General features: G+C 62.6%; 20 protein-coding genes and 1 pseudogene. 1 reads left to right on the forward strand and 20 read right to left on the reverse strand.

Translation table 11 applies throughout. The features are described from left to right. Nucleotides 1-28: 28 nt before the first annotated feature. The 15 genes and pseudogenes from HMPREF2757_RS02240 to HMPREF2757_RS02305 form a co-directional block, all read right to left on the reverse strand. Nucleotides 29-355 (reverse strand): annotated as a pseudogene (locus tag HMPREF2757_RS02240) (sodium:proton antiporter); the annotation flags it as partial. Then, nucleotides 352-3,417, reverse strand: coding sequence for a DUF4040 family protein (locus HMPREF2757_RS02245; RefSeq protein WP_070572929.1), 3,066 nt, complete (start codon nucleotides 3,415-3,417; stop codon nucleotides 352-354). The gene HMPREF2757_RS02245 and the pseudogene HMPREF2757_RS02240, both read right to left, overlap by 4 nt. Nucleotides 3,418-3,516: 99 nt before the next feature. Beyond that, nucleotides 3,517-4,686, reverse strand: a complete 1,170-nt coding sequence (locus HMPREF2757_RS02250; protein ID WP_070572931.1) for a glycosyltransferase family 4 protein — start codon at nucleotides 4,684-4,686, stop codon at nucleotides 3,517-3,519. A 97-nt stretch (nucleotides 4,687-4,783) separates the two neighbouring features. Beyond that, complete coding sequence (gene rsfS, locus HMPREF2757_RS02255; RefSeq protein ID WP_070572933.1) at nucleotides 4,784-5,164, reverse strand: ribosome silencing factor; 381 nt, start codon at nucleotides 5,162-5,164, stop codon at nucleotides 4,784-4,786. 14 nt (nucleotides 5,165-5,178) lie between these two features. Further along, nucleotides 5,179-6,291: a hypothetical protein gene (locus HMPREF2757_RS02260; RefSeq protein WP_070572934.1), complete on the reverse strand. Its 1,113-nt coding sequence runs from the start codon at nucleotides 6,289-6,291 to the stop codon at nucleotides 5,179-5,181. Further along, a complete protein-coding gene (nadD, locus tag HMPREF2757_RS02265; protein WP_370919374.1) occupies nucleotides 6,284-6,892 on the reverse strand; it encodes a nicotinate-nucleotide adenylyltransferase in 609 nt (202 codons plus the stop codon). The genes HMPREF2757_RS02260 and nadD overlap by 8 nt, the downstream gene beginning before the upstream one ends. Next, a complete protein-coding gene (locus HMPREF2757_RS11830) occupies nucleotides 6,892-7,044 on the reverse strand; it encodes a hypothetical protein (RefSeq protein WP_176745864.1) in 153 nt (50 codons plus the stop codon). Before HMPREF2757_RS11830 ends, nadD begins: the two co-directional genes overlap by 1 nt. An 83-nt stretch (nucleotides 7,045-7,127) precedes the next feature. Beyond that, entirely contained in the window at nucleotides 7,128-8,417 is a 1,290-nt protein-coding gene (locus HMPREF2757_RS02270) for a glutamate-5-semialdehyde dehydrogenase (protein WP_070572936.1), read from the reverse strand. A gap of 1 nt (nucleotide 8,418) precedes the next feature. Continuing rightward, complete coding sequence (gene proB / locus HMPREF2757_RS02275) at nucleotides 8,419-9,555, reverse strand: glutamate 5-kinase (RefSeq protein ID WP_070572938.1); 1,137 nt, start codon at nucleotides 9,553-9,555, stop codon at nucleotides 8,419-8,421. A 3-nt stretch (nucleotides 9,556-9,558) separates the two neighbouring features. Beyond that, nucleotides 9,559-11,085 carry a GTPase ObgE gene (gene obgE / locus HMPREF2757_RS02280; protein ID WP_070572940.1) on the reverse strand — a complete coding sequence of 509 codons (1,527 nt, stop codon included), beginning with the start codon at nucleotides 11,083-11,085 and terminating at the stop codon, nucleotides 9,559-9,561. A 66-nt stretch (nucleotides 11,086-11,151) separates the two neighbouring features. Next, nucleotides 11,152-11,403 (reverse strand): 50S ribosomal protein L27, encoded by a 252-nt coding sequence (gene rpmA / locus HMPREF2757_RS02285; RefSeq protein WP_019175392.1) that lies wholly within the window; start codon nucleotides 11,401-11,403, stop codon nucleotides 11,152-11,154. 23 nt (nucleotides 11,404-11,426) lie between these two features. Next, a complete protein-coding gene (gene rplU / locus HMPREF2757_RS02290; RefSeq protein WP_019175393.1) occupies nucleotides 11,427-11,735 on the reverse strand; it encodes a 50S ribosomal protein L21 in 309 nt (102 codons plus the stop codon). A 159-nt stretch (nucleotides 11,736-11,894) separates the two neighbouring features. Continuing rightward, entirely contained in the window at nucleotides 11,895-12,194 is a 300-nt protein-coding gene (locus HMPREF2757_RS02295) for a chorismate mutase (RefSeq protein WP_070572942.1), read from the reverse strand. Beyond that, the gene (locus HMPREF2757_RS02300) at nucleotides 12,178-13,791 is read right to left on the reverse strand and encodes a 4-alpha-glucanotransferase (protein WP_070572944.1); all 1,614 of its coding nucleotides are present in this window, start codon (nucleotides 13,789-13,791) and stop codon (nucleotides 12,178-12,180) included. Before HMPREF2757_RS02300 ends, HMPREF2757_RS02295 begins: the two co-directional genes overlap by 17 nt. Nucleotides 13,792-13,794: 3 nt before the next feature. Then, a complete protein-coding gene (locus HMPREF2757_RS02305) occupies nucleotides 13,795-16,791 on the reverse strand; it encodes an Rne/Rng family ribonuclease (protein ID WP_070572945.1) in 2,997 nt (998 codons plus the stop codon). Between the two features lie 305 nt (nucleotides 16,792-17,096). Here HMPREF2757_RS02305 and HMPREF2757_RS02310 point away from each other — a divergent pair, with 305 nt between their 5' ends. Next, the gene (locus HMPREF2757_RS02310; RefSeq protein ID WP_070572947.1) at nucleotides 17,097-17,738 is read left to right on the forward strand and encodes a vitamin K epoxide reductase family protein; all 642 of its coding nucleotides are present in this window, start codon (nucleotides 17,097-17,099) and stop codon (nucleotides 17,736-17,738) included. Between the two features lie 139 nt (nucleotides 17,739-17,877). On the opposite strand, the gene ndk is transcribed toward HMPREF2757_RS02310, so the two are convergent. The 5 genes from ndk to HMPREF2757_RS02335 form a co-directional block, all read right to left on the reverse strand. Beyond that, the gene (gene ndk, locus HMPREF2757_RS02315; protein WP_070573043.1) at nucleotides 17,878-18,300 is read right to left on the reverse strand and encodes a nucleoside-diphosphate kinase; all 423 of its coding nucleotides are present in this window, start codon (nucleotides 18,298-18,300) and stop codon (nucleotides 17,878-17,880) included. Next, entirely contained in the window at nucleotides 18,300-18,746 is a 447-nt protein-coding gene (locus HMPREF2757_RS02320; protein WP_070572949.1) for a DUF4233 domain-containing protein, read from the reverse strand. The genes ndk and HMPREF2757_RS02320 overlap by 1 nt, the downstream gene beginning before the upstream one ends. Further along, entirely contained in the window at nucleotides 18,743-20,122 is a 1,380-nt protein-coding gene (locus HMPREF2757_RS02325) for a bifunctional folylpolyglutamate synthase/dihydrofolate synthase (protein WP_070572951.1), read from the reverse strand. Before HMPREF2757_RS02325 ends, HMPREF2757_RS02320 begins: the two co-directional genes overlap by 4 nt. Next, nucleotides 20,119-23,421: an isoleucine--tRNA ligase gene (gene ileS, locus HMPREF2757_RS02330; protein WP_070572953.1), complete on the reverse strand. Its 3,303-nt coding sequence runs from the start codon at nucleotides 23,419-23,421 to the stop codon at nucleotides 20,119-20,121. Before ileS ends, HMPREF2757_RS02325 begins: the two co-directional genes overlap by 4 nt. 279 nt (nucleotides 23,422-23,700) lie before the next feature. After that, nucleotides 23,701-24,453: an SDR family oxidoreductase gene (locus HMPREF2757_RS02335; RefSeq protein ID WP_070572955.1), complete on the reverse strand. Its 753-nt coding sequence runs from the start codon at nucleotides 24,451-24,453 to the stop codon at nucleotides 23,701-23,703. Nucleotides 24,454-24,505 lie beyond the last annotated feature (52 nt).

Genomic DNA, 24,505 nt, shown 5'->3' on the forward strand with positions numbered 1-24,505 from the left:
TCAGCAGTTCGTCCTCAGAAACATCGCCCTCGCGGATTTCACCGGTTTCGGGAAACACCTTCTGGTCATCATCGTGTCCAAGAACTGCCAGGGCGAGCATAAAGATAGTAACGGCCAGGGTGATGACAATGGCTGTGAGCACAAACGCCTGCGGCAGAGGGTCGGCCGCATCAGCCGGAAGGGAGCGACCGCCCAGTGGTTCGTGACGCCAAGCCGATACACCGGAGGCAAGCAGTGCGAAGTTCGCGGCGTGGGAGACCATCGCCAAACCGAAGACGGCCCGCACCATCGACCGCTGCAGCATGAGATAGACTCCGCCGGCGGTCAGGATTCCGATGGTGATCGAAAGAATCACTGTCGGCCTCCGTTCTTCTGGTCTGTTTTCTTCTGTTCGGCGATTCCCAGGCGCCTTCCGCCCCGCAGACGCTGCGCGGCTGTCGGCCTCTGTGCGCGAACTGCCTCAAGCGGACCGGAAAGCTCACCGTGGACCATTTCATCGGTGCGTTCGCGGGTGCGCTCGAAGTCGACATCGCGGTGCATGCGCCCACCGGCGAGGATGTCCGAGCCAGCAGGCGTAAAGGCCGAATCGGAGGTTCCGAGCAGGTTGAACGACACGAGAATCAGTCCGACCACGGCCAGGTAGACGCCCACGTCGAAGATGATCGATGTGGTCCAGTGCTGCCCGGCGAAGTATCCGTGGGCCGGCTCGAGGAACGAACCGGTCATGCCCAGGTTGAGGAAGCCGGTCAGCACAGCAGTCATGATGCCGCCGCCGATGAGGTACAGCGGCAGACGCGGCGGTCCGATTGCGCGGTCGCCCGAGGTCGCCATGTAGGCAAGCCCGATGATGGCCGAACCGACCAGCGCGGCAATGAAGCCTCCGCCGGGCTCGTTGTGGCCGCGCATGAAGATGATGAACGAAGTGATAGCGAGAATCGGTGCTGCAAACTTGAACGTCAAACGCAGCGCAACGAGATTGGGCCAGGCTTCGAATACTGCACGGTGGGCGACGGTTCCCTTGGGCCGGACGGCGACCCACGGTTTGCGCGGAACTTCTGCGATTTCAGACGCCGGCGGGTCAATGTAGCGGTCGCGAACCGATGACATGACGGCGACAATCGCAATGCCCGCCATGCCGAGCACCGTGAGTTCGCCCAGCGTGTCCAGCGCGCGGAACTCCACGAGGATGGTATTGACGATGTTGTCCCCGCCGGAGATCTCAGGAGCTTCGTGCAGATACTTCATGGCGATCTCGGAGCGTTCGCGCCGGCCTGACACAAGGAACGTCACGAGCCCCATAGCGCCGCCGATGATCACTGCGAATACCGCACGACTGAACTGCTTGCGCTTAGGGTAGCGCCAAAAAGTCTTGGGCAGCTTCTGCAGAACAAGCATGAACACGATGATCGTCATCGCTTCAACGAGCAGCTGCGTCAGCGTGACATCGGGAGCTCCAAGGGCCATGAGCTGCACTGTGGCAAGAATGCCGACTGCTGAAAGCGAGATGGTGGCCGTCAGACGCGAACGGGCCATGCAGACCGACAGAACCGCGAACCCGATGACGAGCATGAGGACGACGTCCATCGTGCGGTTGAGGTTCTTCTGCAGGGGCGGCACTCCCCCGGTGGCATACACGGCGATCGCGCCGCCGTAGACGATGACGGCAACGAGCGTAAACGAAGCGGTGATGTGCGGCAGGGCTCGTTCAGAGCCGACAAGTCGGTTCAGAGCAACACCGCAGCGACGGAAGACTCCCTGAATGCCGCGCAGAACCTGGGCTGTCGTAATGGGCGGACCCGATTTGGCGAAAGCAGCGAACACTCTGCTGCGGAACGCTATGACAACAAGGCCCGCGATGATGATGACGATGCTGGCTGCGAGTTCAAGGTTGAAACCGTGCCACATGGACAGGTGAACATCCGCGGGAGCGCCCAGGGCAGAGGCCACACCGGGAGTGAGGAGCGTTTCGAGACTGCCCAGCGAGAACACGAGCGGCACCGATACGAGAATCGGCAAGGCCGCAAAAGTGAACATGATGGGATCAGACGAGCTGAGCTCGGACTTGTCAGCTTCCGGCCCGTCAATGAACGCGCCGAAGACAACCCGCACGCAGTAGGCGATAGTGAAAATCGATGCGAGAGCCGCCGCGACAAGTGCCGCCACACCCGCGGCAGACCCCGCGGAGAGAAGACCGGTGAAGATCGCTTCTTTAGACACAAAGCCCATCAGCGGCGGAATGCCGGCCATGGAAGCCGCACCGACAGCGGTGACGGCGAAGCTGAAAGGAGCGATGCGCACAAGCTTCGGGATTGAGCCGAAGACCCTGGTGTGTCCGATGTGGTCGATGACGCCGACCATCATGAACAGGCCGGACTTGAACAGCGCATGGGCAACAACGTGCAGCAGGCCGGCGGTCAGTGCAAGCGGGGTGCCAACACCCACTGCCGCCACAATGAGTCCCAACTGGCTGACTGTGGAAAACGCCATGAGCTTCTTGACATCGTCCTGCGTCAGCGCCAGCCAGCCGCCTACCGCCACCGTGACAAGGCCCACCGTGGTGAGCAGAACATTCCACACGAGAACATCGTGGAACGCGGGTGAAAAGCGAAACAGCAGGAAGATACCGGCCTTCACCACGGCGGCGGCATGCAGATAGGCGCTCACCGGTGTGGCGGCCGCCATCGCATCGGGCAGCCAGGCGTGGAACGGGAACTGAGCGGACTTGGTGAACGCTGCGACCGCCACCAAAACAGCCGCCGTCGGGGCAAGCCACGGAACATTGATCCACGCGCTGGAGGTCAAAGCCTCAGACACCGAGGTGGTGCCGGTTGCCATAGCGATGAGCGCGACCGCAGCCAGCAGCAGCACCCCACCGAAGAAAGTCATGAACATGGTGCGCAGAGACGGCGCCCACGCAGCGGGACCCGAACGGGCAATCAGCATGAACGAGGCCAACGACGTGACTTCCCAGCACACGAACAGCAGGAAGAGGTCATCTGCCAGGACGAGGCCCACCATGGCGAAAGTGAATGTCGCCATCAGCCAGTAGAAGCTTGTAGTGCGCCCCGGCGGGAAGTAGCGAGTTGAATAGAACAGCACGACCGCGCCGATGATAAGCGCGATATAGGTGAAGATGACGCCGAGCCCATCAGCCTGCAGCGCGGCACGAGCGCCCAACGACGGAACCCAGGCAACGGACCACGACGGGGTCTTCCCGGCCAAGACCGCGGCTGCGGCCGGAGTGAAGACAACCGCGGCGGCTATGTACGCCGCGCCGATGAACCAGCCGGAATTGCGTCCTAAGATCCGCGTGATCAGCGGTACGAGAACAACAACCGCACCCAACAGGCCAAGTGTCGATGCGAGTTCCACGTGGGCGCCTTTCATCATCGGCGAATCGGTAAAGGTCAGAGACATCCTAGCGGCGGGGGAACTCCATCACCAACCCGGCCAGGACAAACACCGGTCTTCGGGAAGGGTTTCACCGTCGCTGACCCCCTTCATTCGAGACCGTGTTCAAGCGCCCAGGCGAGACTGCCTCTTGCGTTCGGCGGTGACGATCGCGGCGAGCTTCCGCGCATGGGCTGTGGGGGCCGATTCTGCCGCCCGCTCCCCCGCCGCGCACGAAGCGGCCGTGACTGCCGCCCAGTCAGCGGTCAGAGCTTCGAGAGTGGCAGCCAGTCCCGCGGCATCCGTCGAAGAGGCGAGGACCGCCGCGTCTGCAAATTCCTCCGCAAGAACAGGATCACTCACAACAATTCCGCGAGATGCGGCACAGGCTTCGACCATGACCATCGGCTGGTTGTCAAAGCCCAGTGAAGTCTGCACAGCCAGGTGACTGCGCAGCAGAAGCTGCTCGACCTGTTCTTGAGGGATCGAGCCGATGCACCGAACGTTTACCGGGTGCCGAGCCAGGTCACCACCGGCGATTTCCAACAGAACCGGCACCTGCCGATCCAAAAGAATCTGCATGGCTTCCAGCGCAACTTCCAACCGCTTTTCGGGGGCAAAGCGACCAATCCATGCCAGACGCAGCGGAACTGAACGAGGCAGCGGCTGCGGTTGAGCTGTTCGCTTGGACGCATTTGACAGGACCACAACGTTCTGCGCGCCCGCGGCACGCAGCTTCTGAGCCTGATGTCCTGACGGCGAGAGCACAACATCAGCACGTCGAGCCATGGCCAGCGTCATCGACCGCAGCGCTGAATCAGCTGGACGGTCGGAAAGTTTCGCACGTGGGGCCTTCTGCCGAGTGAAGAGTCTGTAGAGACCGCGCAGGGCAGGTGCGGCCGGACCAGCGGCTTTCGGTGCACGCCAAAAAAAGGTGTGCACCGTGTGCAGGGTGACTATCCCCATCGCCGAGGCAGTTGTGACCGCTGCCGCGGCAAGACCGAATTCCGAATGCACAACAACCGCGTCCGGTGCGGCTGCTGCCAGTGTGCGCCGCATCCAGCGCTCCAACCCCCGGCCGAAGCGAAAGACCGGCAGTCCCGCGCCGGGAACGCGAACAGTGCCCGGCGGGTTTATGACTTCAACGGAGGGCAGATCTGCCACCAGCCGTGCACGCGGTGCCATAACAGCCACGCTGTGCCCGGCGTCGTGCAGGGCTTTGGCCTGCGCAACAAAGGCTGTCTGCGCGCCGCCCACATAATCCAGGTCGTAGTCACACACCAACAGGAATTTCATGAAACCGCCGATCTCAAAGCATCAGAGGCTGCCGAAGGTGCGTCGCACACGGCACTGCCCTGTAAGGCCGGGCCCGCGTGCGCACACGCGCAGCGGATCACTGTGAAGGCTGGGCTTCGAATTCGGGGAGTTCAATAGCTTCGCAGTCGCCCCACAGTTTGTCGAGACCGTAGTATTCCCTGTCGTCTTCGTGGAAGACATGCACAGTGATGTCACCGTAGTCGACAAGCACCCAACGATTCTCTCCCGTGCCCTCGCGCCGAATCGGCTTGACCTGGTGCTTGCGCAACAGCTGCTCTTCGATGTTGTCAACGACAGCGTGGACCTGCCGCTCGTTCGATGCTGATGCGATGACAAAGGCATCTGTGAGCACCAGATTGTCTGCGACGTCGATTGCGGTGATATCGGCTGCGAGTCGGTCGGATGCTGCTTGAGCTGCCGTGCGGGCCAGCTCTTTTGCCGTGTCAGTTGCGGGCACTGTGACCTTTCTGTTCAGAAGAGCATGATGAGGGCGACGATGATCAGGACGATGGCCACAAGGCCGCCGACCCCGAGGACAATATAGGGAAGCACAGAGGGGCGGTCGCCGACGAGGATTTCTCCGTCTCCGTATGTGACATCGCGGGCTTTCATGGGTCCAACCGGCGGGTTGTCGACCTCTTCGCCTTCGTCTGCCTGCAGAGTTTGGCTTTCTTCCGGCGAGATCTTCACCGATTCAAGCGGCATTGTCGCAGGACCCGAAGCCTCGTTGCGGAAGTCAGGGCTCGGCTGCTGTTTTTCAGTCGACGGCTGGTAGTTGACCCGTGTGCTGGTGCCGAGTGTGCTGGTGCCGAGATTCGCGATGTCCTTGGTCGCGGAGCCAGCAGTCGGAGCCGACGCGGCCGATACGACGGTGATTCCCGGATTGGTGGGCTTGACTACCGGTGCGCGGCGTTCGCGCGGCTTGCTCGCTGCCTGCCTGCGCGCCACCCAGTCGTCGGCCTTCGGGCTTTCGTTGGCCCTGTCAACAGCTCCGGAAATCTTCGGAGCTGTTTCGCCAAGCCGGTGAGCTTCTGCACTGGAGCTCGGCGCGTAGGCCCGAGTGACCGCTGGACTAGACGGTGCGACCGACGCGGGGGTCGTCCTCACCACGGGAGCCGAACCTTTGTCAGAGTATGCGCCCGGCTGCGGCTGTGCCGCCGGTTCTGCAAATGATGAGGTGTTAGTCCGCAGGCCCTGATCAGCATCGTCCTGATCTGCATAGACCGGTGTGGGGTTCAGCCCGTGATCGATCATGTACTGGCGGCGCTCGGCGCGCGTTTGGAAGTGCTGATCTTCGTGCTGGCCGAAGCGAGCCTCTGGAAGAGACGGAGCCTCGCTGCGTGCGGGCGCCGTGCCGGTGGTGGGCGTGCTGCCGCCCGCCCGCCAATTCGATTCACGTTCGGAGTAGGGAGTCTCTGAGGCAGCGGACGCCTGCGGTTTGACGGTCAGCTTGGCAGGAGCCTGATAATCGCTACTATAGTCGTCATCTGGGACTTCCGCAGAGTGCTGTGCAGCAGCTTCAGCTTCCGCGGCACGACGTTCGGCTTCTCGCCGTTCGCGTCGGGTTAGGTACTGCTCAGCCAATTTCGCTCCTGTAGAGGTTGTGTTTTGCAATGTACTGCACGACGCCATCGGGAACGAGGTACCACACCGGGAAATCGTCACGAACCCGGTCGCGACAGTCAGTTGACGAGATTGCCAGAGCGGGAATCTGCAAGAGGCTCACGCCGTCCTTGGGCAGACCCTCTGACGACAGTTCGTGGCCCGGCCGACTGACGCCGACGAAATGGGCAAGTTCGAAAAGCTCGTCGACTTCTTTCCATGACAGGATCTGTGCAAGTGCATCGGCTCCCGTAATGAAGAACATCTCGGTGCCTTCACCGAGCTTCTCAGCGAGATCGCGCAGCGTGTCGATGGTGTAGGTGTTTCCTGGACGATCAACGTCAACACGGGAAACGGTGAAGCGCGGGTTGGACGCCGTGGCAATCACGGTCATGAGGTAGCGGTGCTCGGCATCGCTGACGTTTCGGCCGGTCTTCTGCCACGGGCGGCCAGTGGGGACGAAGATCACTTCGTCCAACCCGAACCGTGCCGCCACTTCGCTGGCGGCGACCAGGTGGCCGTTGTGGATGGGGTCAAATGTACCGCCCATCACCCCGACCCTGCGCGCTTCGTGGTTCATCATCAGTGGCGGTAGGAGATGCCCTTCCAACTGAGGGCGATGATGCCCGTGAACAACAGGATGCTCAGAGCGGTCACTCCGTACCAGATGGGCTCCATGGGAAGTTCGGCCCCTTCGTGCGCGTGTTCTGCAGCGGTAATGAGAATCTCGTTCACTTTTTCTCCTATAGGTAGGTGTACAGGGTCTGTTTGGGCACCACTTTACCCGTTGGCACGCGGTGCCGCTCGGCGTGTCGGGGTCAGCTGCGAATCTGCCCCGAACCGCGCATGACCCACTTAGAGGTGGTGAGCTCCGCAATGCCCATGGGCCCACGGGCATGGAGCTTCTGCGTAGAGATTCCGACCTCTGCTCCCAAACCGAACTCACCGCCGTCAGTGAATCTGGTAGACACATTGACTCCGACGACAGCGGAGTCGATTGCGTCAACGAAGACATCGGCATTGGCGATCGTGTTTGTGACGATGACGTCGGTGTGACCGGTTGAATAGGCCCGGATGTGCTCGATCGCCTCGTCGACGTCGGCCACAATGCGCACGGCGATCTCGAGGTCGTGATATTCCTTTGCCCAGTCGCGCCGGGTGACGCGGCGGATCCGGACGCCCTCTGGCGCGCATTCGGCGACATCAGAGCCGCCGTGGATGGCAACCCCCGCCTCGTTCAGGCGATACAGGATCTTCGGAAGCACACGACGGGCGGCCTTTTCGTGCACCAACAGCGTCTCCAGGGCATTGCACACGCTCGGTCGGTGGGTTTTCGCGTTGAGGACCAGGTCAGAGGCCATGCGCACACCCGCCGACGAGTCAATGAACATGTGAGTGTTCCCGGCGCCGGTTTCGATGACTGGCACGATCGAGTCGTGCACGACCCGCTGGATGAGATCGGGACCACCCCGCGGAATGAGCAGGTCGACGTAGTCGCGTGCTTTCATCAGCACCGCGGCGCCGTCACGGCCCCACGAGTCAATACTCGAGACTGTGTCTTTCGGCAGCCCCGCCGAAGCCACCGCTCTGCGCAGCAGTTCCACGAGGAGGGTATTGGCAGAAATCGCGGCCGAACCTCCGCGCAGGACCACCGCATTGCCCGCTTTGATTGCCAGAGCCGCAATGTCGACCGTGACATTGGGCCGAGCTTCGTAGATCGCGCCGATCACGCCCATGGGAACGCGCTTCTGCATGAGCTCAATGCCGTTCGGCAGAGTTCGACCGCTGATCAAGCTGCCGACCGGGTCCGACAGACCGATCACGTGCCGAACAGCTGCGGCAATGCTGCGCACCCGCTGCTCGTTCAGTTCAAGCCGGTCAAGCAGCGAATCGGACAAGCCGCGCTTCTTCCCCGTTTCGATGTCTTCCGCACTTGCCGCGACGATATCGTCGATGTTGTCTTCCAAGATCCGGGCTATCGCTTCGAGGGCCGCGTTCTTGTCTGCTGTAGACGCGGTCGACACAACAGCCGAGGCATTCTTGGCGGCCGCGGCGACGCGGGTGACTGCCCGCTCAGTTTTGCGGTCGATCTCAGGGGTTTCCGTCATGTCACACTGTCCCGTTCTTTGTCAACATCATGTCGTTTCGGTGAACGACTTCTCTTTGGAACGATACGCCGAAGCGGCGACCGAGTTCACTTTTGCTCAGGCCGAACATCTGAGGGAGTTCGTCCGCACTGAAGTTTGGAAGACCGCGGGCCAGTCGAGTGCCGCGCGGGTCGACGATGTCCACTGGCTCCCCCGCTTCAAAGCGGCCGGACACATCCACAACACCCGCGGCAAGCAGAGAGCTTCCGCCCTCGGTGAGGGCTTTCGCTGCACCAGCGTCAACGCGAATGGATCCGGCGGGCTCAGCAAGGTGTGCAAGCCACAGCAGCCGTGTCTGCCGTCTGGAATGGGTGGGACCAAAGTACGTTCCGACGTCCTGACCGCGAACCGCGGAGACGGCAAGGTCGAAGGACGTGAGGACGCTGGGGATGCCTGAATCTGCTGCGATCACTGCCGCCTGGACTTTTGTCGCCATGCCTCCTGTGCCGACAGCACTGCCGCTGCCACCTATTGTGAGCGAGGAGAGGTCGTCAGGACCGGCGACGAACGGTATCCGCACCGCCGACGGGTCTTCCGGGGGTGCCGACAGCAGGGACGGCACATCGGACAGCAGAACGAGCGCTTCGGCGTGAGCCATCTGCGCGACGAGAGCGGCAAGCCTGTCGTTGTCTCCGAAGCGAAGTTCGTCCGTTGCCACAGCGTCGTTTTCGTTCACAATCGGCAGAATGTTCATCGCCAGAAGACGGTTGATGGTGTTCTGGGCATTGCGATACGTGGAGCGGCGCACCATGTCATCGACTGTCAGGAGAACCTGTGCCGTCACCACTGCGTGCGCTGCGAGCTCTTCCGTATAGGCGGTCATGAGCAGACTCTGGCCGACAGCGGCCGCTGCCTGCAGGGTCGGGAGGTCCGAAGGGCGCTGATCGATTGGCATGGGACCAAGTCCTGTTGCGACCGCCCCGGAGGTTACGAGAATGACGTTCTTGCCGTCGTCGTGCAGCTTGCCGATGATCTCCGTCAGTTCGACGAGCCGATCGCGATTGAGTCCCCGTTCATCAGTAATCGACGATGAACCGACCTTGACGACGATTGTTTCGGCACGACGGACGGAGTCGCGCACTGCGGCTGCATCAGTCACCGGCTATTCAGCCTCCCGCTGGCTTTTCTCCGCCAGCCGCTCTGCTTCCAGTTCTGCACGTGCGGCGGCTTTCGCGTCCATACGCTCATGGAACGCGGCTTTGCGCTCAGCACGCGAAGCTCGGCGGTTCTCTTCCAGGCGCGAATCGCTGCCGCGCTTGCCCAGGGGCTCTCCCCCACCGAGCAGCGTGGGGTCCCAGTCGAACACGACGGCGTTTTCGGCTGGGCCGATGACAATCGTGTCGCCGGGGTGTGCGCCCTGTTTGACAAGTTCGTCTTCGACCCCGAGCCGCTGCAGGCGGTCGCCCAGGTAGCCGATGGCTTCGTCGTTGGTGAAGTCAGTCTGCAGAATCCAGCGTTCGGGCTTATCGCCGCGGACCCGGTAGACAGGCCCTTCGGGGCCGTTTTCAGGCGTGATGGTGAACGACCCCGCGCGGTCGACCGCCGCGGGTCGGATGATCTGCCGGGCGGGCTCTTCGTCAAGCTCTGCTCGCCTGGCGCGTTCTTCAAGCACGATCTCGGCCATAGCAAAGGACAGCTCTTTCAGCCCTTCGTGGGAAACAGCGGAAATGTCGAAAGTGCGGTAGCCCGCTTCGTTCAGCTCTGCGCGCACAATGTCAGCGAGGTCTTTGCCGTCGGGAATGTCGGTTTTGTTCAGTGCAACCAGCGTCGGCCGCTGAGTCAGCGGCAGCAGCTCGCCGCTGGAGTCGACATCGACTTCATAGGCGGCCAGTTCGGCTTCGATTGTCTTGAGGTCGGTGACGGGATCGCGCTCCGCTTCCCACGTTGCCATGTCGATGACGTGCACGATAGCGGCGCATCGTTCAATGTGCCGCAGGAAGTCCAAGCCGAGCCCCTTACCCTGAGCCGCGCCAGGGATGAGCCCGGGCACGTCCGCAACGGTAAAGCGCGTGCTGCCCGCCTGCACCACGCCCAGGTTGGGCACCAACGTGGTGAACGGGTAGTCGGCGATCTTGGGCTTCGCAGCAGAAAGTGCAGCAATGAGACTGGACTTCCCGGCAGAGGGATAGCCGACAAGCGCGATGTCTGCGACAGTTTTGAGTTCGAGGACGACGTCGGCTTCTTCGCCGGGCGTGCCCAGCAGGTGAAAGCCGGGAGCTTTGCGCTTAGTCGAAGCCAGAGCCGCATTGCCCAGACCCCCGCGACCGCCCGAGGCGGCGACAAAGCGAGCACCCGAACCAACGAGGTCAGCCAGGATTTCGCCATCGCGGTTCTTCACAACCGTGCCATTGGGAACCGGGACGATGCGATCACCGGCCTTTGCTCCGTGCCGCAGATCCCCAGAACCGGCGGCACCGTTGTCCGCCTTGATGTGCGGCGATCGGTGGTAGCTCAGAAGTGTCGTGGTCTGCGGGTCGACTTGGAAGACGATGTCCCCGCCGTCTCCCCCGTTGCCGCCGTCAGGCCCGCCCAGCGGCTTGAATTTCTCGCGGCGCACAGAGGTGCAGCCGTCACCACCGTTTCCGGCGGCGAGGAAAAGAGTCACGCGATCGACGAACTCGACAGCCACGGCCTTCCCTTTCTAATGATTGTGGGGCGAGCCGCGTCGCGACTCGCCCCACAATTCTAAACTCTGTTATTCAGCAATGACGCTGACCGTCTTGCGGCCGCGCTTCTGGCCGAATTCCACCGTTCCCGCAGCAAGCGCGAACAGTGTGTCGTCGCCGCCGCGTCCGACGTTGACGCCGGGGTGGAACTTGGTTCCGCGCTGGCGGACGAGGATTTCGCCGTTGTTCACCAGCTGACCGCCGAAGCGCTTGACACCCAGGCGCTTGGCGTTGGAATCACGACCGTTGCGAGTAGAGCTCGCACCCTTCTTTGTTGCCATAGTTCAGTACTCCTGGGTTCTGCTTACTTGATACCGGTGATCTTCAGGCGCGTGAGCTCCTGACGGTGGCCCTGACGACGCTTGTAGCCGGTCTTGTTCTTGTACTTCTGGATGACGATCTTGGGGCCGCGGAGCTCGTCGACGACTTCAGCGCTGACCTTGAGCTTGGCCACGTCTTCCGGGGCGTGGGTCACGGTGTCGCCGTCCACGTGGAGAACGACGTCAAGATCGACAGAGTCTCCGGCTTCGGCTTTGATCCGGTTGACGGTGATGACATCGCCGACAGACACCTTTTCCTGGTGACCACCGACGCGGACAATGGCGTAGACCATAGACAGTCCCCTTCTGCTTTGCTGCAAGCGGCTTTGCGCTCCACTCACATACGTATCGGCAACCTTCCCTTGGCACGGAGCCCATTAGGAGGAAAAGTCAGCCGTGATGCGATTGCACCGACCTGTAATTATAATCTCCGCGGCACCCAAAAGTCAAAGTCAGTGGTGTGCTTCCTGCTCGGCAATCCGCTGGTGTCGGCGGATGACGTGGGCGACGGTGAAGGCGAGAAGCTCTTCTGCGAATTCTGGGTCCAGTCCGCTGGCCTCAGCAAGTGCGCGCAAGCGCTCCAGCTGCCCGCGTTCGCGTTCGGGGTCGGCCGGCGGAAGGTCGGCGGCGGCTTTGAGATGGCCGACTTTCTCAGTGAGTTTGAAACGCTCGGCCATGATGTGGATGAGCACGGCATCGAGGTTGTCAATGCTGGCTCGCAGCTGCCGCAGTTCGTCAGGAATCTCCGTCATGGGAGCCAATGGTACCGGCGGACGCGCCCCACCGTTTGAGATGTTCAGCCAGCGAACGCGAAGTGATGGGCTTTCTGCCGTTTTCACACACGGGAACTCGCCAGGGAAGTTCACCTCGCGGTCTGCTGTCGCCCATGATCGCAGCGAACTCGCCCAGCGGTCCGTCGAGCACGCCGCGCCCGCCGTATCTGTTGGCAAGCGCACCCATTATTGCGGGCACAGCCGGTTCGGTGATCGGGATGTCGGCATCGCCACCCGGAACGCACTCACAGTCATCCCCCGCTGAGAGATCAGCCCCGGCCAGCAGGAATACGGTGTCGGCAAGGGCGTCAATCGCCGAGCCCGCAGCGACTGCATCGGCGAATACTCCTCGCATCCAGGGGCGCTGGCCTTCGTCCAGACTGATGACTGTCTGGGGCAGAGCCCAGGCGTCCACGTGTCCGGCTTGCGGCACCTGCACCGCGACGCGCAGTCCATAACCGAGCCGTGTCGGAGCTGAGACGGCCGCAGTGAACTGTTCGCGGGCTATGAACTGCACCCACAGCCAGAAGTCGATGAGGTCTTCGCGCTCTTCCTTGAATATGTGGACTTCGCGCGAACCTGATGACGCGGGTACCGAGGCATCCATCAGCATGGCCCGATAGACGGCCCAACCGCGCAGGCCGGGACCGGCTTGAGCGCAGAAGCGGGCGAATTCAGCCTGTCTGCTGGTTCGCACGGGAACTTCGTACAGCGCCAAGAGCGACCGGAGTTTGCGATCGCGCACCAGCTGCGGGTTCATCGGCTCGTTGCGCGATGAGCTTTCCAGCAGATCGATGCCGAGCGCCCGCACTGCCTGACGGGTCGCGCTCTGCGCGGTTGCGTACTCCGGGGTGTCGGTGATGCTGATGTACAGCGGATCAAGGGCGCATCGGCTCTCCACGTCAAAGGGGCTGTACCCAGAAGAGGCGGTCACCGGGGCAGTCACAATGGATTCGGCGCCGACCTCGGCGGCCTGTACCGCGATGTCCCTGAGATCAGCGAAATCGCCCACGCCCCACGAACGGCTCATACGGGCTGAGGCCAGGTGGAGACGGAAACCGCGCGCGCTGGGCTGCACAGCCGGTTCACTCACAATGAGAGGTGCTCGGCTGACGGTGCCGGCTGCTTCGCATCGGACTTCGGCAATACCCGGTTCCTGCGCTGGTGCGGTCGCAATGTACTCGTGCCTGACCTCCGAGGCGCCGCCGACCGTCACGGTGTGAGTTCCGGTAATCGTCGGAGCCAGCCTCGCGGCTGCGTGCAGGTCCGAGGCGCCAACGATCGAAACCCGCGCTGATGCTGGATCCGATGTGCGCACTGGTATTGTCACGGGCTGGCCGGTTTGCGCAAGCACTGCCGCCGGCAGGGCGGAAAGCCACTGCCGGCGGGATTCGCGATCTATGAGAATCTGCAGTTCGCCGCTGTCCTCAGCGGTGAAGCCCAGAGTCTGCAGAGCAGAGACCAGCTGATCGTCGGACAGCGGCCGACCCGCGACATCGCTTTCGCCGTCGATGCCGAGCAGGGCGGCCAGTCGGCGCATCCCGCCGGTCATATCCGACTGCAGGATCCCCGTCACGGGTCAGTCCTGGCCGATGATGAGGATCGGCGGCTTCGGCTCTGTCAGCGCCTCTGGCTCGGCCGGGGTCGGTTTCTTGGCAGCGGGCTCGACTTTGGGTTCGGGCTTCTGGACGGCCTTTTGGATGCGCGTCTGGGAGCCGCCTCCGATCATGAGCAGACCCTCCGATTCCGGTGTCGGCATGCTGATGTCCTCAGCCTGCCCGCCCGCCGCAGCGCCTGCCTTTGCTTCGCTGCCCCGGTCTTTTCCGGAGCTGCTGTCCGAACCCGTCTGCCCATCGGCACCGAATTCAGCGCTTTCGGACGCTTCTGCGGATTTGATGCGCCGGCCGCCTCCGCGGGTGCCGCGACGACGCCGCGTACGGCGCTCACCCGGCTCAGCTGCCTCAGCGCTGTCGCCGTGTGTCTTCGCGGATTCCGCGTTCCCATTGTCCGGGTTGTCATGCGCTGCCTCAGCCGTTTCGCTGTGCGCGACTGCGGTTTCGTCTGCTTCTGCGGGGACTTCGGATTCGTCGTGGTCCCTGATGGTCGCCTTGGCGATGGCAGCCATGGCCTTCTGGGATTCCCGGCTGCGCTTTTCGTCTTCTTCTGACTGCTGTTTGCCACCTGAGCTGCCGTTGGAGCTGTGCGCGGTGTCCTTGTTGTCCCGGCCCTTCCGGCGCGACTTGTACTGACGTCCGGAGTGGTCCGGTTCGGTGCCGGGCAGCATGAGGCCACGGCCGGAGAGGTCTTCTCCGGCTGCGGCAAGCCCCTCAGCCAAGCCTGTGCCGATGCGCTTGCGAGTCATCTGCACCAGCCCCAGTGATGTCACTTCGGCAACCTGGTGCTTGGTACGGTCGCGGCCCAAGCACTCGACGAGGCGGCGAACCACGAGGTCGCGGTTGGACTCCAGAACCATATCGATGAAGTCGACGACGATGATGCCGCCGATGTCGCGCAGGCGCAGCTGGCGGATGACTTCTTCGGCCGCTTCGAGGTTGTTCTTGGTGACGGTCTCTTCGAGGGATCCGCCGGAGCCGGTGAACTTTCCTGTGTTGACGTCGATGACGGTCATCGCTTCCGTGCGGTCAATCACGAGAGAACCGCCGGAGGGCAGATTGACCTTGCGGTTGAGCGCTTTGTCGATCTGCTCGGAGACGCGGTAGTGCTCGAAGATGTCATCGTCACCCTCGTAGCGCGACACACGGTCCCGCAGGTCAGGTGCGACCGATTCGACGTATTCGGTGATGACGTCCCACATGCGGTTGCCGTCGATCACGAGCTCGGTGAAGTCTTCGTTGAAGACATCGCGGATGATGCGCACCATCATGTCCGGTTCGCTGTAGAGGAGTTCGGGGGCGCGCACCTTGTTCGAACTCGATTTGCCCTCGATCGTCTCCCAGCGCTTGTGCAGGCGCTCAATGTCCTGCCGCAGGTCATCTTCCGAGGCGCCTTCGGCGGCTGTGCGCACAATGACGCCAGAGCCGTCGGGGACGGCTTCTTTCAGGATCGTCTTCAGACGGCTGCGCTCGCTGTCGGGAAGTTTGCGCGAAATGCCGGTCATCTGGTTGCCGGGAACGTACACGAGGAACCGCCCGGGCAGAGAGATCTGCGCTGTTAAGCGTGCACCCTTGTGCCCGACAGGGTCCTTTGTCACCTGGACGAGCACTGGGTCGCCGGGGTTGAGGGCGACTTCAATGCGACGGGGTTTGCCGTCCATGCCGAGGGCATCCCAGTTGACTTCGCCAGCGTACAGAACGGCGTTGCGGCCCTTCCCGATGTCGACGAACGCAGCCTCCATGCTGGGCAGCACGTTCTGCACGCGCCCGAGGTAGACATTGCCGATCAGCGAACTCTGCTGCCGCTTCTCCGAAAGATAGTGCTCAACGGCAATGCCGTCTTCAGTCACAACCAGCTGGGTTCGGCCGTCTTTTTCGCGCACGATCATCGCGCGCTCAACCGATTCTCGGCGGGCGAGGAATTCGGCTTCCGTGATGACAGGGCGGCGGCGTCCGGCGGCACGACCTTCCCGACGGCGCTGGCGCTTGGCTTCTACGCGAGAGGATCCGCGGATGCCGGTCACTTCGCTTTCCAGCGACGAGGCGCGACGGCTGCTGCGCTCGCGGCGTCGCGTGCGGCGCCGCGAGCGCCTGCTGTCGCCATCATTGTCATCATCGCTGTCATCGGATGACGATTCGCGCCCGTCGTGTTCGCTGTCGTCACTGTGTTTACGGTCGTCTCGGCTGCGGCGAGTGCCGCGGCCTTCAGAACCGGAGCCACCAGAACCTGCGGAGTCGTCGTGGGAATCGTCGTTGTCATCGCTGTCATCGCGCGACTTCGAACGACGGCCGCGACCACCGCGCCGACGTCGGCGCCGTCCGCCTTCGCGTCCGCCGTCATGACTGTCATCGTGGGAACTGTCATCAGAGTCAGAGCCCTCGGAGTCCTGTGCGTCTTCCGAATCGTCGTAGTCTTCAGGCTCCCAATCGGGATCCACCTGGACGCCCAGTTCGGCCTTCGGCTGCTGGAACAGCAGCGCCCCACCTGAGGGAGCGCTGACCGGCACCGCCTCGGCGCCATCGCCATTGTCAGACGTCTGCGCTGAGAAAGACGGCGCGGCCTGCACTTCCGCGGAATCGGCGCTCACCGGCAGACCGGCGACCTCCGGTTTGGCGGCGTTGGAGAACAGTCCGCGAGCGAATGCGGTTTCGCCAGCACCGTCCTCCGCGTCTTCATCATTGTGCGCGGTGTCCTCGTCACCGTGCACCTGCGCGTGATCAGAGTCGCCCTCGTCTTCATCGACGTCCCCGTGGACACTGCCCGGGGCTGCTGCCGCTTCCGGCTGACTGTCGGCACGATTCTCCGCACCGCGCTTCTGTCCCGCTTTGTCGGCTATTGATTCCAAAAGCTGTGCGCGGCGACTGTCGTCATCGTCCGCATCGGCTTGGCGGCCCTGAGACTGCTGACGCAGCTGTTCGAGATCGGAAAGGATTCCCTCTGTGGGATCCACTGTGTCACTCATTGAAAACTCCCGTCCCGATCAAGCGGTGCAACAGCCGCGACCGGGATCATGTCCTGTGTCTGAAACGCAAAAGTCTGTGAGCTGTCGTGGGCTCGCGCGAATGCTCAGCGCGGTGGCCCGGGCTTCATCTTGAACCTGGCCGAAGTCCTTCGGAGAGGTGGAAGCACATCCGGCGCGGTTGCTCTGCCGGAGCTCTGCAGATCATTATGTCACAGTGCGCCCGGGACAGTGCTGAATCCGACGCGTGAACCCTGCTGGGCCGTCCTCGATTCGACCGGTCGGCTCATGCGGTGGATGATGTTTCTATGACATCAGGAACCAGTGTGCAGACAGAAGAGCTCTCCGTACCGTCCCCGTGGTTCAGCCGCGGGAGGCCCTTTGGAATCTTCCTCGTGGTGACAGCCGTCATCGGGCTGATCGCATCGTTGGACCTGTCGATTGAGAAAATCAAAAAGCTCGAAAATCCCGGGCATGTCCTTTCCTGTGACTTCAACCCGTTTTTCTCCTGCGGCTCCGTGATGAACTTCTGGCAGGCGCAGCTGTTCGGCTTTCCCAATCAGCTCATCGGCATCGCCGCGTTCATCTTCCCGCTCCTGCTGGGCGTGCTGCTCATCAGCCGCACCGATATCCCCCGCTGGGTCATGGTCGGTCTGCTCACCGGCCTCACCGGCGGTGTCGCACTCGTCATCTTCCTCTTCGTCAGCTCGATCTTCGTCATCGGGATCGGCTGCCCGTGGTGCATCGTCGTGTGGACGGTTGTCATTCCGATGTGGTTCATCACCGCCGGACACCTAGCACTCACGGGAGGCTTTGGAACGGCTGTCCAGAACTCCCCCGCGGTGCAGGTCTTTGCCTCCCACGCTGTTCTCCTGTCCGCCGCGGCACTTACGCTGATCTACCTGAGCATCGTCGCGAAGTTCTGGACGTTCTTCTCCAGCCTCGTCTGAACAGAGGGGTTCGTCTGGTCCGTCGGGTCTGCAGACAATCCCGAACGGACCGCGGCCCAACAGAAGAAGCCGACCTCCGCCTCGTATGACGAGGCCCTCGCATCACGAGGTGGAGGTCGGCTTCTTCTGGTCTGGAAAGTCAGCCGAGCTCGGGGAACCAGATCTTGATTTCGCGTTCTGCCGACAAGGTCGAATCCGATCCGTGGACAATGTTCTTAACAACACCCTCGCCCCAGGAACGGCCGAAGTCACCGCGAATTGAACCGGGCGCCGCGGTTGTCGGGTTGGTGGTTCCGGCCATCACCCGGAAGGCTTCGATCACCTCTTCGCCGGTGACGACGATCGCAACCGCAGATCCGCTGCCCATGTACTCCAGCAGCGGTTCGTAGAACGGCTTGCCCTCGTGTTCTTCGTAATGACGGCTGAGCATGGAGTGGTCAGCGCGAACCATCTTCATGGCGCTGATCTCGTAGCCCTTCTTCTCCAGCCGAGCGATGACTTCACCGACGAGGCCGCGTTCAACGCCATCGGGCTTGACAAGTACGAGTGTGCGTTCCTTCATCATTCCTCTTTCTCCTGATCTCCGGGTGCAGCGGGCGTACCCGCGCTATAGGCCTGTTTGACGTAGGCGGTGGCTTCGCGGTCAATCCGCCGGCCCCAGTACACGCCGACGGCCCACATGGTGCCGAAGACGGCTGCGACGACGGCAAGACCGCCCAAAACAATACCGCTTGCCAGTATGAGCAGCTGAATCATCCACCCCAGCGCAATCCCGAGGCCTTTCTGGCCGGCCTTCTTCGGCAAGGTCACCGTCGCGGTGATGCACAGAGCGCCGAGCACCACGGCCCCTGCAACAAGCCAGCCGAACGGCAGCGGCTGAAGCCCGTAGCCGACCAGCAGGGCGAAGTAGACGATGATCGCCTCGGAAATGAGAACGGTCCCACCGAGAATCGGCAGCTTCGACTTCAGCGGAAGCTGTGGAAGTTCAGCAGGGGTCTCCTGCGTCATTGAGCATCCTTTCGGCCCAGCAGGGTGCGGGCCTCGGCAACGGTTGACAGCGAACCGGTCACAACAATTCCCGTGCTGCGCTCAGGGTCATCAAGCGCAAGGTCAACGGCACGCATGAGCGCGTCGTTGAGGTTGTCGGTTCGGATGACATCGTCCGGGTCCCACCATTCTTCAGCGGCCTGCGCGAGCTTGTGGGAGCTCAGCGCGCGGGGGCTCTGGGCCTGCGACACGACGATCCTGCCCGCGGTGCGGTAGATGTGCTCCAAAAGCCCGTGCACGTCTTTGTCTTCGTACACTGCGACGACGGCTACGACGTCCGAGAAATCGAAGGAGTCTGCCAGCGCTTCCCTCAGAGCTTCTGCAGCGTCTGGGTTGTGGGCGCCGTCGACGACGATCGTCGGATCGGAGCGCATAACCTCCATGCGACCCGGCGATGTGACGGTGCTCAGCCCGGTGCCGATCGTGTCCGTGTTCAGAGGTTTGTCCTCCGTGCCGAGGAACTGTTCGACGATTGCGACTGCAGCGGCGGCGTTGTCGACCTGGTGGCGGCCCAGCAGCGGTAGGAACAGATCGCTGTAGACGTCATAGGCCCCGCGCATGGTGAAAAGCTGTCCGTCAACGGCCTGTTTGGCTTCGAGGACTTCGAACTCGCGGCCGAACCAGCGCCCGGTGAGCCCGCGGTCGGCCAGCTGACGTTCGAGCTCGGCTGCCGCCTCGTCGTCCTGGCTGCCGATGACAACCGAGGGCGTCGGCGCTGGGCTGTCGTCCTGCGTCCTGTCGAGGATCCCGGCCTTTGCGGCGGCGATTTCGGTCAGGGTGTCTCCGAGGAACGCCTGGTGATCCAGGCTGATGTGGGTGAAGCCGCAGACGTCGGCGTCAGCCACATTGGTTGAGTCCCATTGACCGCCCATCCCGACCTCGAGCACGAAGACGTCGACGGGGGCGTCAGCGAATACGGCGAACGCGAGCACGGTCAGCGCTTCAAAATATGTGAGCGTCGGTCGCCCGTCTCCTGTCAGTTCGGCGTCGACGATGTCGAGAAACGGGCGGATTTCGCCGAATACTCGCACGAATTCGTCGTCGGCAACCGGGGCGCCGTCGACTGCGATCCGCTCTGTGACGGAGTGCAGGTGGGGGCTGGAGAACCGGCCGACGCGCAGATCGTGTGCGCTCAGCAGCGCATCGACCATGCGGACCGTTGAGGTTTTGCCGTTTGTTCCGGCGACCATGATGACCGGGGCTGCCCGGTGGATGTCGCCGAGCAGCTGGCACGCCCGCAGGGTGGCGTCCAGGCGCAGTTCGATCTCGGTTTCGCCCGCCCGGGCCTGCAGCGCGGCTTCGGCCAGCTGCAGGCCCGTCGGTTCGGGATTCGTCATGCGTGCTTCTCCACGCGAACGGCGGCACCTTCGGCGAGCTCAGCGGCTTGAAACACCTGTCCTTCGCCGAGCGGCTCCTGGGTGATCCGCAGGGTTTCGGCCAGGGTTTCCTTCGCAATGAGGTCGCTGTAGCCGCTGAGCGCTTCCGCGGCTTCGGCTGGAACGCTGACTGTCACATCGATGCGGTCTGAGACGTGCAGGTCGAGTTCCTTGCGGGCGCTCTGGATGGCGCGGATGGTGTCGCGCGCCTGGCCTTCTTCCCGCAGTTCGTCAGTCACAACCGTGTCGAGTGCCACGAAGCCCGATTCCGTGGGCGCCAGAACAATGCCGTCGTGACCGGATTCAGCGACGTCCTCGAGGGTGTATTCGCCTTCCTGCAGCTCAATGCCCCCGGCGGTGACGATGCCGTCGCTGACCGACCAGTCGCCGGACTTGGAGCCCTTGATGGCGGCCTGGACGTTCTTGCCCAGGCGCGGGCCGGCCGCACGGGCGTTGACGGTGAGCTTCTGTTCGAGTTTGAAGCCTGCCTCTTCTGCCTTTTCAACAGGCATGACGACGACTTCGCGAACATTGAGTTCGTCGGCGATGATCGACGTGAATTCTTCGCCCAGCTCAACATCTGTGGCGACGGTCAGGCGGGCCAGGGGCAGGCGCACGCGCAGCTTTTCCGCCTTGCGCAGGCTCGAACCGACCGAGCAGATCGACCGGGTGAGGTCCATTGCCCTGACCAGTTCAGGATTGGCTTCGAACAGCGAGCTGTCCGGGTAGTCAGCCAGGTGGACCGAGCGTTCGCCCGTCAGACCGCGATAGATCTCTTCGATCGTGAACGGCAGCAGCGGAGCGGCAACCTTGAGGAACGCCTCGAAGCAGGTGTAGAAGACATCGAAGGTTTCGTGTGTCTGCTCCGTTCCTTCCCAGAAGCGGCGCCGGGAGCGGCGGACGTACCAGTTGGTGAGCATGTCCAGGTGTTCGCGGAACAGCCCGCAGGCACTCCACAGATCGTACTCGTCCATGTGCTTGGCGAAGCTGTCGATGAAGTCGCGTGTCTTCGCCAGCAGGTACTGGTCGAGCACTTGCGAGGACTGATAGCGGTGGCCTGCCCGGTAGCCGGAACCGGATTTCCCTTCGGCGGGTGTTTCACCTGGAGCATCTGCCGTGTTGGAGTACGTGGCGAAGAAGTGCCAGGCATTCCACGCCGGCAGGATGATCTGGCGTACGGAGTCGCGGATGCCCTGCTCGGTGACGATGAGGTTACCGCCGCGCAGCACGGGGCTGGACATGAGGAACCAGCGCATGGCGTCGGATCCATCGCGCTCGAACACTTCGTTGACGTCCGGGTAGTTGCGCAGCGACTTCGACATCTTGTTGCCGTCGGAACCCAGGACGATGCCGTGGCAGATGACATCGCGGAATGCGGGCTTGTCGAACAGCGCAGACGCCAGAATGTGCAGCGTGTAGAACCACCCGCGGGTCTGCCCGATGTACTCGACGATGAAGTCCGCCGGGTAGTGGTTGTCGAACCATTCCTTGTTGTCAAACGGGTAGTGCACCTGTCCGTAGGGCATGGAACCGGAGTCGAACCACACGTCGAGGATGTCCTCCACGCGGCGCATGGTGGACTTGCCGGTCGGATCGTCCGGGTTGGGCCGGGTCAGCTCGTCGATGAAGGGTCGGTGCAGGTCCGGTTGGCCGTCGTGGTTCAGCGGCAGACGGCCGAAGTCGCGTTCAATCTCCTCGAAGCTGCCGTAGACGTCAATGCGGGGGTAGTCGGGGTTGTCCGACTTCCACACCGGCACGGGGCTGCCCCAGAAGCGGTTGCGCGTGATCGACCAGTCGCGAGCGTTTTCCAGCCATTTTCCGAACTGACCGTGCTTGACGTTGTCAGGCACCCAGTTGATCAGCTCGTTGTTGGCAAGCATCCGGTCTTTGAACTCGGTGACGCTGACAAACCACGAGGACACGCCCTTATAGATGAGCGGATTGCGGCATCGCCAGCAGTGCGGATACGAGTGGTTGTAGGTTTCGTGGCGCACCAGGACGGTGCCGTCGGTGACGGAGCCGGTGTCGCCTTCACCGGCCGTGGCCTTTTTGAGGTGGCGGATGATCTTGGGGTTGGCGTCGAAGACAAGATCGCCGACGTAGTCGACTGCCGGGGCGGTGAAGCGTCCGTCGGGGCCCACGGGCATGACAGCTTCGATTCCCGCGGCTTGCGTGACAACGTAGTCGTCCTCACCGAAGGCGCCTGCGGTGTGCACGAGTCCCGTACCGTCACTCGTGGTGACGAAGTCGCCGTCGAGGATGCGGAAAGCGTTGTCGTGGTCGGCAAAGTAGCCAAACGGCGGAGCGTAGGTGTGACCCAGCAGGTCAGAGCCTTTGAGTTCGGCAACAACCGTCGGCTCTTCGCCGAGTTCGCGGGCGTATGCGGCCAGGCGCTCCTTGGCGATGACGTAGCGCTGCGTGCTGCCGGTGGGCCCGTCGGATTCGACGACGAAGTAGTCGATGTCCGCTCCGACGACGACCGCGAGGTTAGACGGAAGCGTCCACGGAGTGGTCGTCCAGATGAGGAAGCGGGCGTCTTTCAGCGTCGAGTCGGCCAGTGGGCCGGACGTGCAGCGAAGACCGACGGTGACAGCCGGGTCCTGCCGGTCTTTGTAAACGTCGTCGTCCATGCGCAGTTCGTGGTTCGACAGCGGGGTTTCGTCTGACCAGCAGTAGGGCAGAACTCGGAAGCCCTCGTAGATCAGTCCCTTGTCGTAGAGCGTCTTGAAGACCCACAGGACGGACTCCATAAACGTGGGGTTGAGCGTCTTGTAGTCGTTTTCAAAGTCCACCCAGCGGCCCATGCGACCGACGTACTCTTCCCATTCGTCGGTGTATTTGAGCACCGATTCCCGGGCTGCGGCATTGAACTTGTCAATGCCCATGTCAAGGATTTCGTCTTTGGTCTTCAGCCCCAGCTGGCGCATGGCCTCAAGCTCAGCGGGCAGCCCGTGGGTGTCCCAGCCGAAGCGGCGCTCCACGCGCTTGCCCCGCATGGTCTGGTAGCGCGGTACGACGTCTTTGACGTAGCTGGTCAGCAAGTGCCCGTAGTGCGGCAGACCGTTGGCGAAGGGAGGGCCGTCGTAGAAGACGAATTCGTTTTCGCCGTTTTTGCCGGCATCGCGGTTGTCAATGGATTCCTGGAAGATGCTGTTGTCGTTCCAGAACTTCAGAACGTCCTTTTCCAGGGCCGGGAAGTCCGGGCTGGAGGACATGCCGAAAGCAGAGGTCGTCTGCTTGGGATAGATGTTCTCAGTCATGAGCGTCCTTTATTCGCGGGTCCGGCGGCACCGAACCCGTTTACGGTTTCATCCGTGCGAGGACGACTGCCCGAAGGCTGCCGCGGTACCACCCCGCTTATCCGCTGACGCGGATCGCTCAAAGGCTGTGACGGGCCCACCCGTCCGGTTCTACTGGGCCTGAAGCTCACGAGGCGAAGCTCGCCTGAGCTGTGCAGGCTTTTCTTCCGGATGCTCCCCGGTGATAGCCGGATCAACGCAGGTCTGATCTTACCCCACTGCGAATGCTGCCGAAGTCGCTCACAGCCCTGCGTTGCGCGCCACCTTGTGCTGAGCTGCCTGGGCGATCGGCCGCAGCACCATGAGGTCGACATTGACGTGATGCGGTCGGGTCAGGCTCCACACGACGGCATCGGCGATGTCGTCTTCCGTCAGCGGGTTCTCTACGCCTTCGTAGACGGTGTCGGCGGCTTCCTGCGAACCCATTCGCTTCAGTGAGAACTCCGGTGTTGCGACCATGCCCGGCGCGATCTCCATCACCCGAACCGGACGACCGGCCAGCTCGAGTCGCAGAGTGCCTGCCACCGCATGAACGCCGTGCTTAGATGCTACGTAGCCTCCACCGCCTTCGTACTGGATGAGCCCGGCGGTCGAGCCCATGAGCAGGATGTCCCCGCGCCCGCTTGCTTCCAGGGCCGGCAGGAACGCACGCACGCTGCGCAGAATGCCGAGCACGTTGATGTTGTACTCCTGCGCCCAGCTGTCCGGTGAGGCGTTTTCGACCCAGTCGTTGCCGATAGCCAGACCGGCATTGGCCACCAGGGCGTGCACTGGGCCTTCGGCAGTGATTCTCTCAGCCGCGGCAACAACCGAAGCGCCGTCGGCTACATCGCAGACCTGATAGTCACACCCGGTCTTCGCAGCCAGCTCTCGCAGGCGATCTTCGCGACGGGCCAGGGCGACAACGCTCCAGCCGAGTTCTGTGAGCTTCTCCACGGTCGAAGCTCCGATTCCCGAACTCGCTCCTGTCACAACCGCGCGCAGTTGACTCATAGCTTCCCCTCTCAGCTTCCGGCCCGCTCAGCGGGCCCCGTCCGATTACTGT

The organism is Brevibacterium sp. HMSC063G07, assembly GCF_001810665.1.
GTDB lineage: Bacteria > Actinomycetota > Actinomycetes > Actinomycetales > Brevibacteriaceae > Brevibacterium.

Excerpts from the sequence above, each read along its gene's own strand:
- HMPREF2757_RS02245 (WP_070572929.1), bottom strand. The coding sequence starts at position 3,417 with ATGTCTCTGACCTTTACCGATTCGCCGATGATGAAAGGCGCCCACGTG.
- HMPREF2757_RS02250 (WP_070572931.1), bottom strand. The coding sequence starts at position 4,686 with ATGAAATTCCTGTTGGTGTGTGACTACGACCTGGATTATGTGGGCGGC.
- nadD (WP_370919374.1), bottom strand. The coding sequence starts at position 6,892 with ATGATGAACCACGAAGCGCGCAGGGTCGGGGTGATGGGCGGTACATTT.
- HMPREF2757_RS02270 (WP_070572936.1), bottom strand. The coding sequence starts at position 8,417 with ATGACGGAAACCCCTGAGATCGACCGCAAAACTGAGCGGGCAGTCACC.
- rpmA (WP_019175392.1), bottom strand. The coding sequence starts at position 11,403 with ATGGCAACAAAGAAGGGTGCGAGCTCTACTCGCAACGGTCGTGATTCC.
- rplU (WP_019175393.1), bottom strand. The coding sequence starts at position 11,735 with ATGGTCTACGCCATTGTCCGCGTCGGTGGTCACCAGGAAAAGGTGTCT.
- HMPREF2757_RS02295 (WP_070572942.1), bottom strand. The coding sequence starts at position 12,194 with ATGACGGAGATTCCTGACGAACTGCGGCAGCTGCGAGCCAGCATTGAC.
- HMPREF2757_RS02305 (WP_070572945.1), bottom strand. The coding sequence starts at position 16,791 with ATGAGTGACACAGTGGATCCCACAGAGGGAATCCTTTCCGATCTCGAA.
- HMPREF2757_RS02310 (WP_070572947.1), top strand. The coding sequence starts at position 17,097 with ATGACATCAGGAACCAGTGTGCAGACAGAAGAGCTCTCCGTACCGTCC.
- ndk (WP_070573043.1), bottom strand. The coding sequence starts at position 18,300 with ATGAAGGAACGCACACTCGTACTTGTCAAGCCCGATGGCGTTGAACGC.
- HMPREF2757_RS02320 (WP_070572949.1), bottom strand. The coding sequence starts at position 18,746 with ATGACGCAGGAGACCCCTGCTGAACTTCCACAGCTTCCGCTGAAGTCG.
- HMPREF2757_RS02325 (WP_070572951.1), bottom strand. The coding sequence starts at position 20,122 with ATGACGAATCCCGAACCGACGGGCCTGCAGCTGGCCGAAGCCGCGCTG.
- ileS (WP_070572953.1), bottom strand. The coding sequence starts at position 23,421 with ATGACTGAGAACATCTATCCCAAGCAGACGACCTCTGCTTTCGGCATG.
- HMPREF2757_RS02335 (WP_070572955.1), bottom strand. The coding sequence starts at position 24,453 with ATGAGTCAACTGCGCGCGGTTGTGACAGGAGCGAGTTCGGGAATCGGA.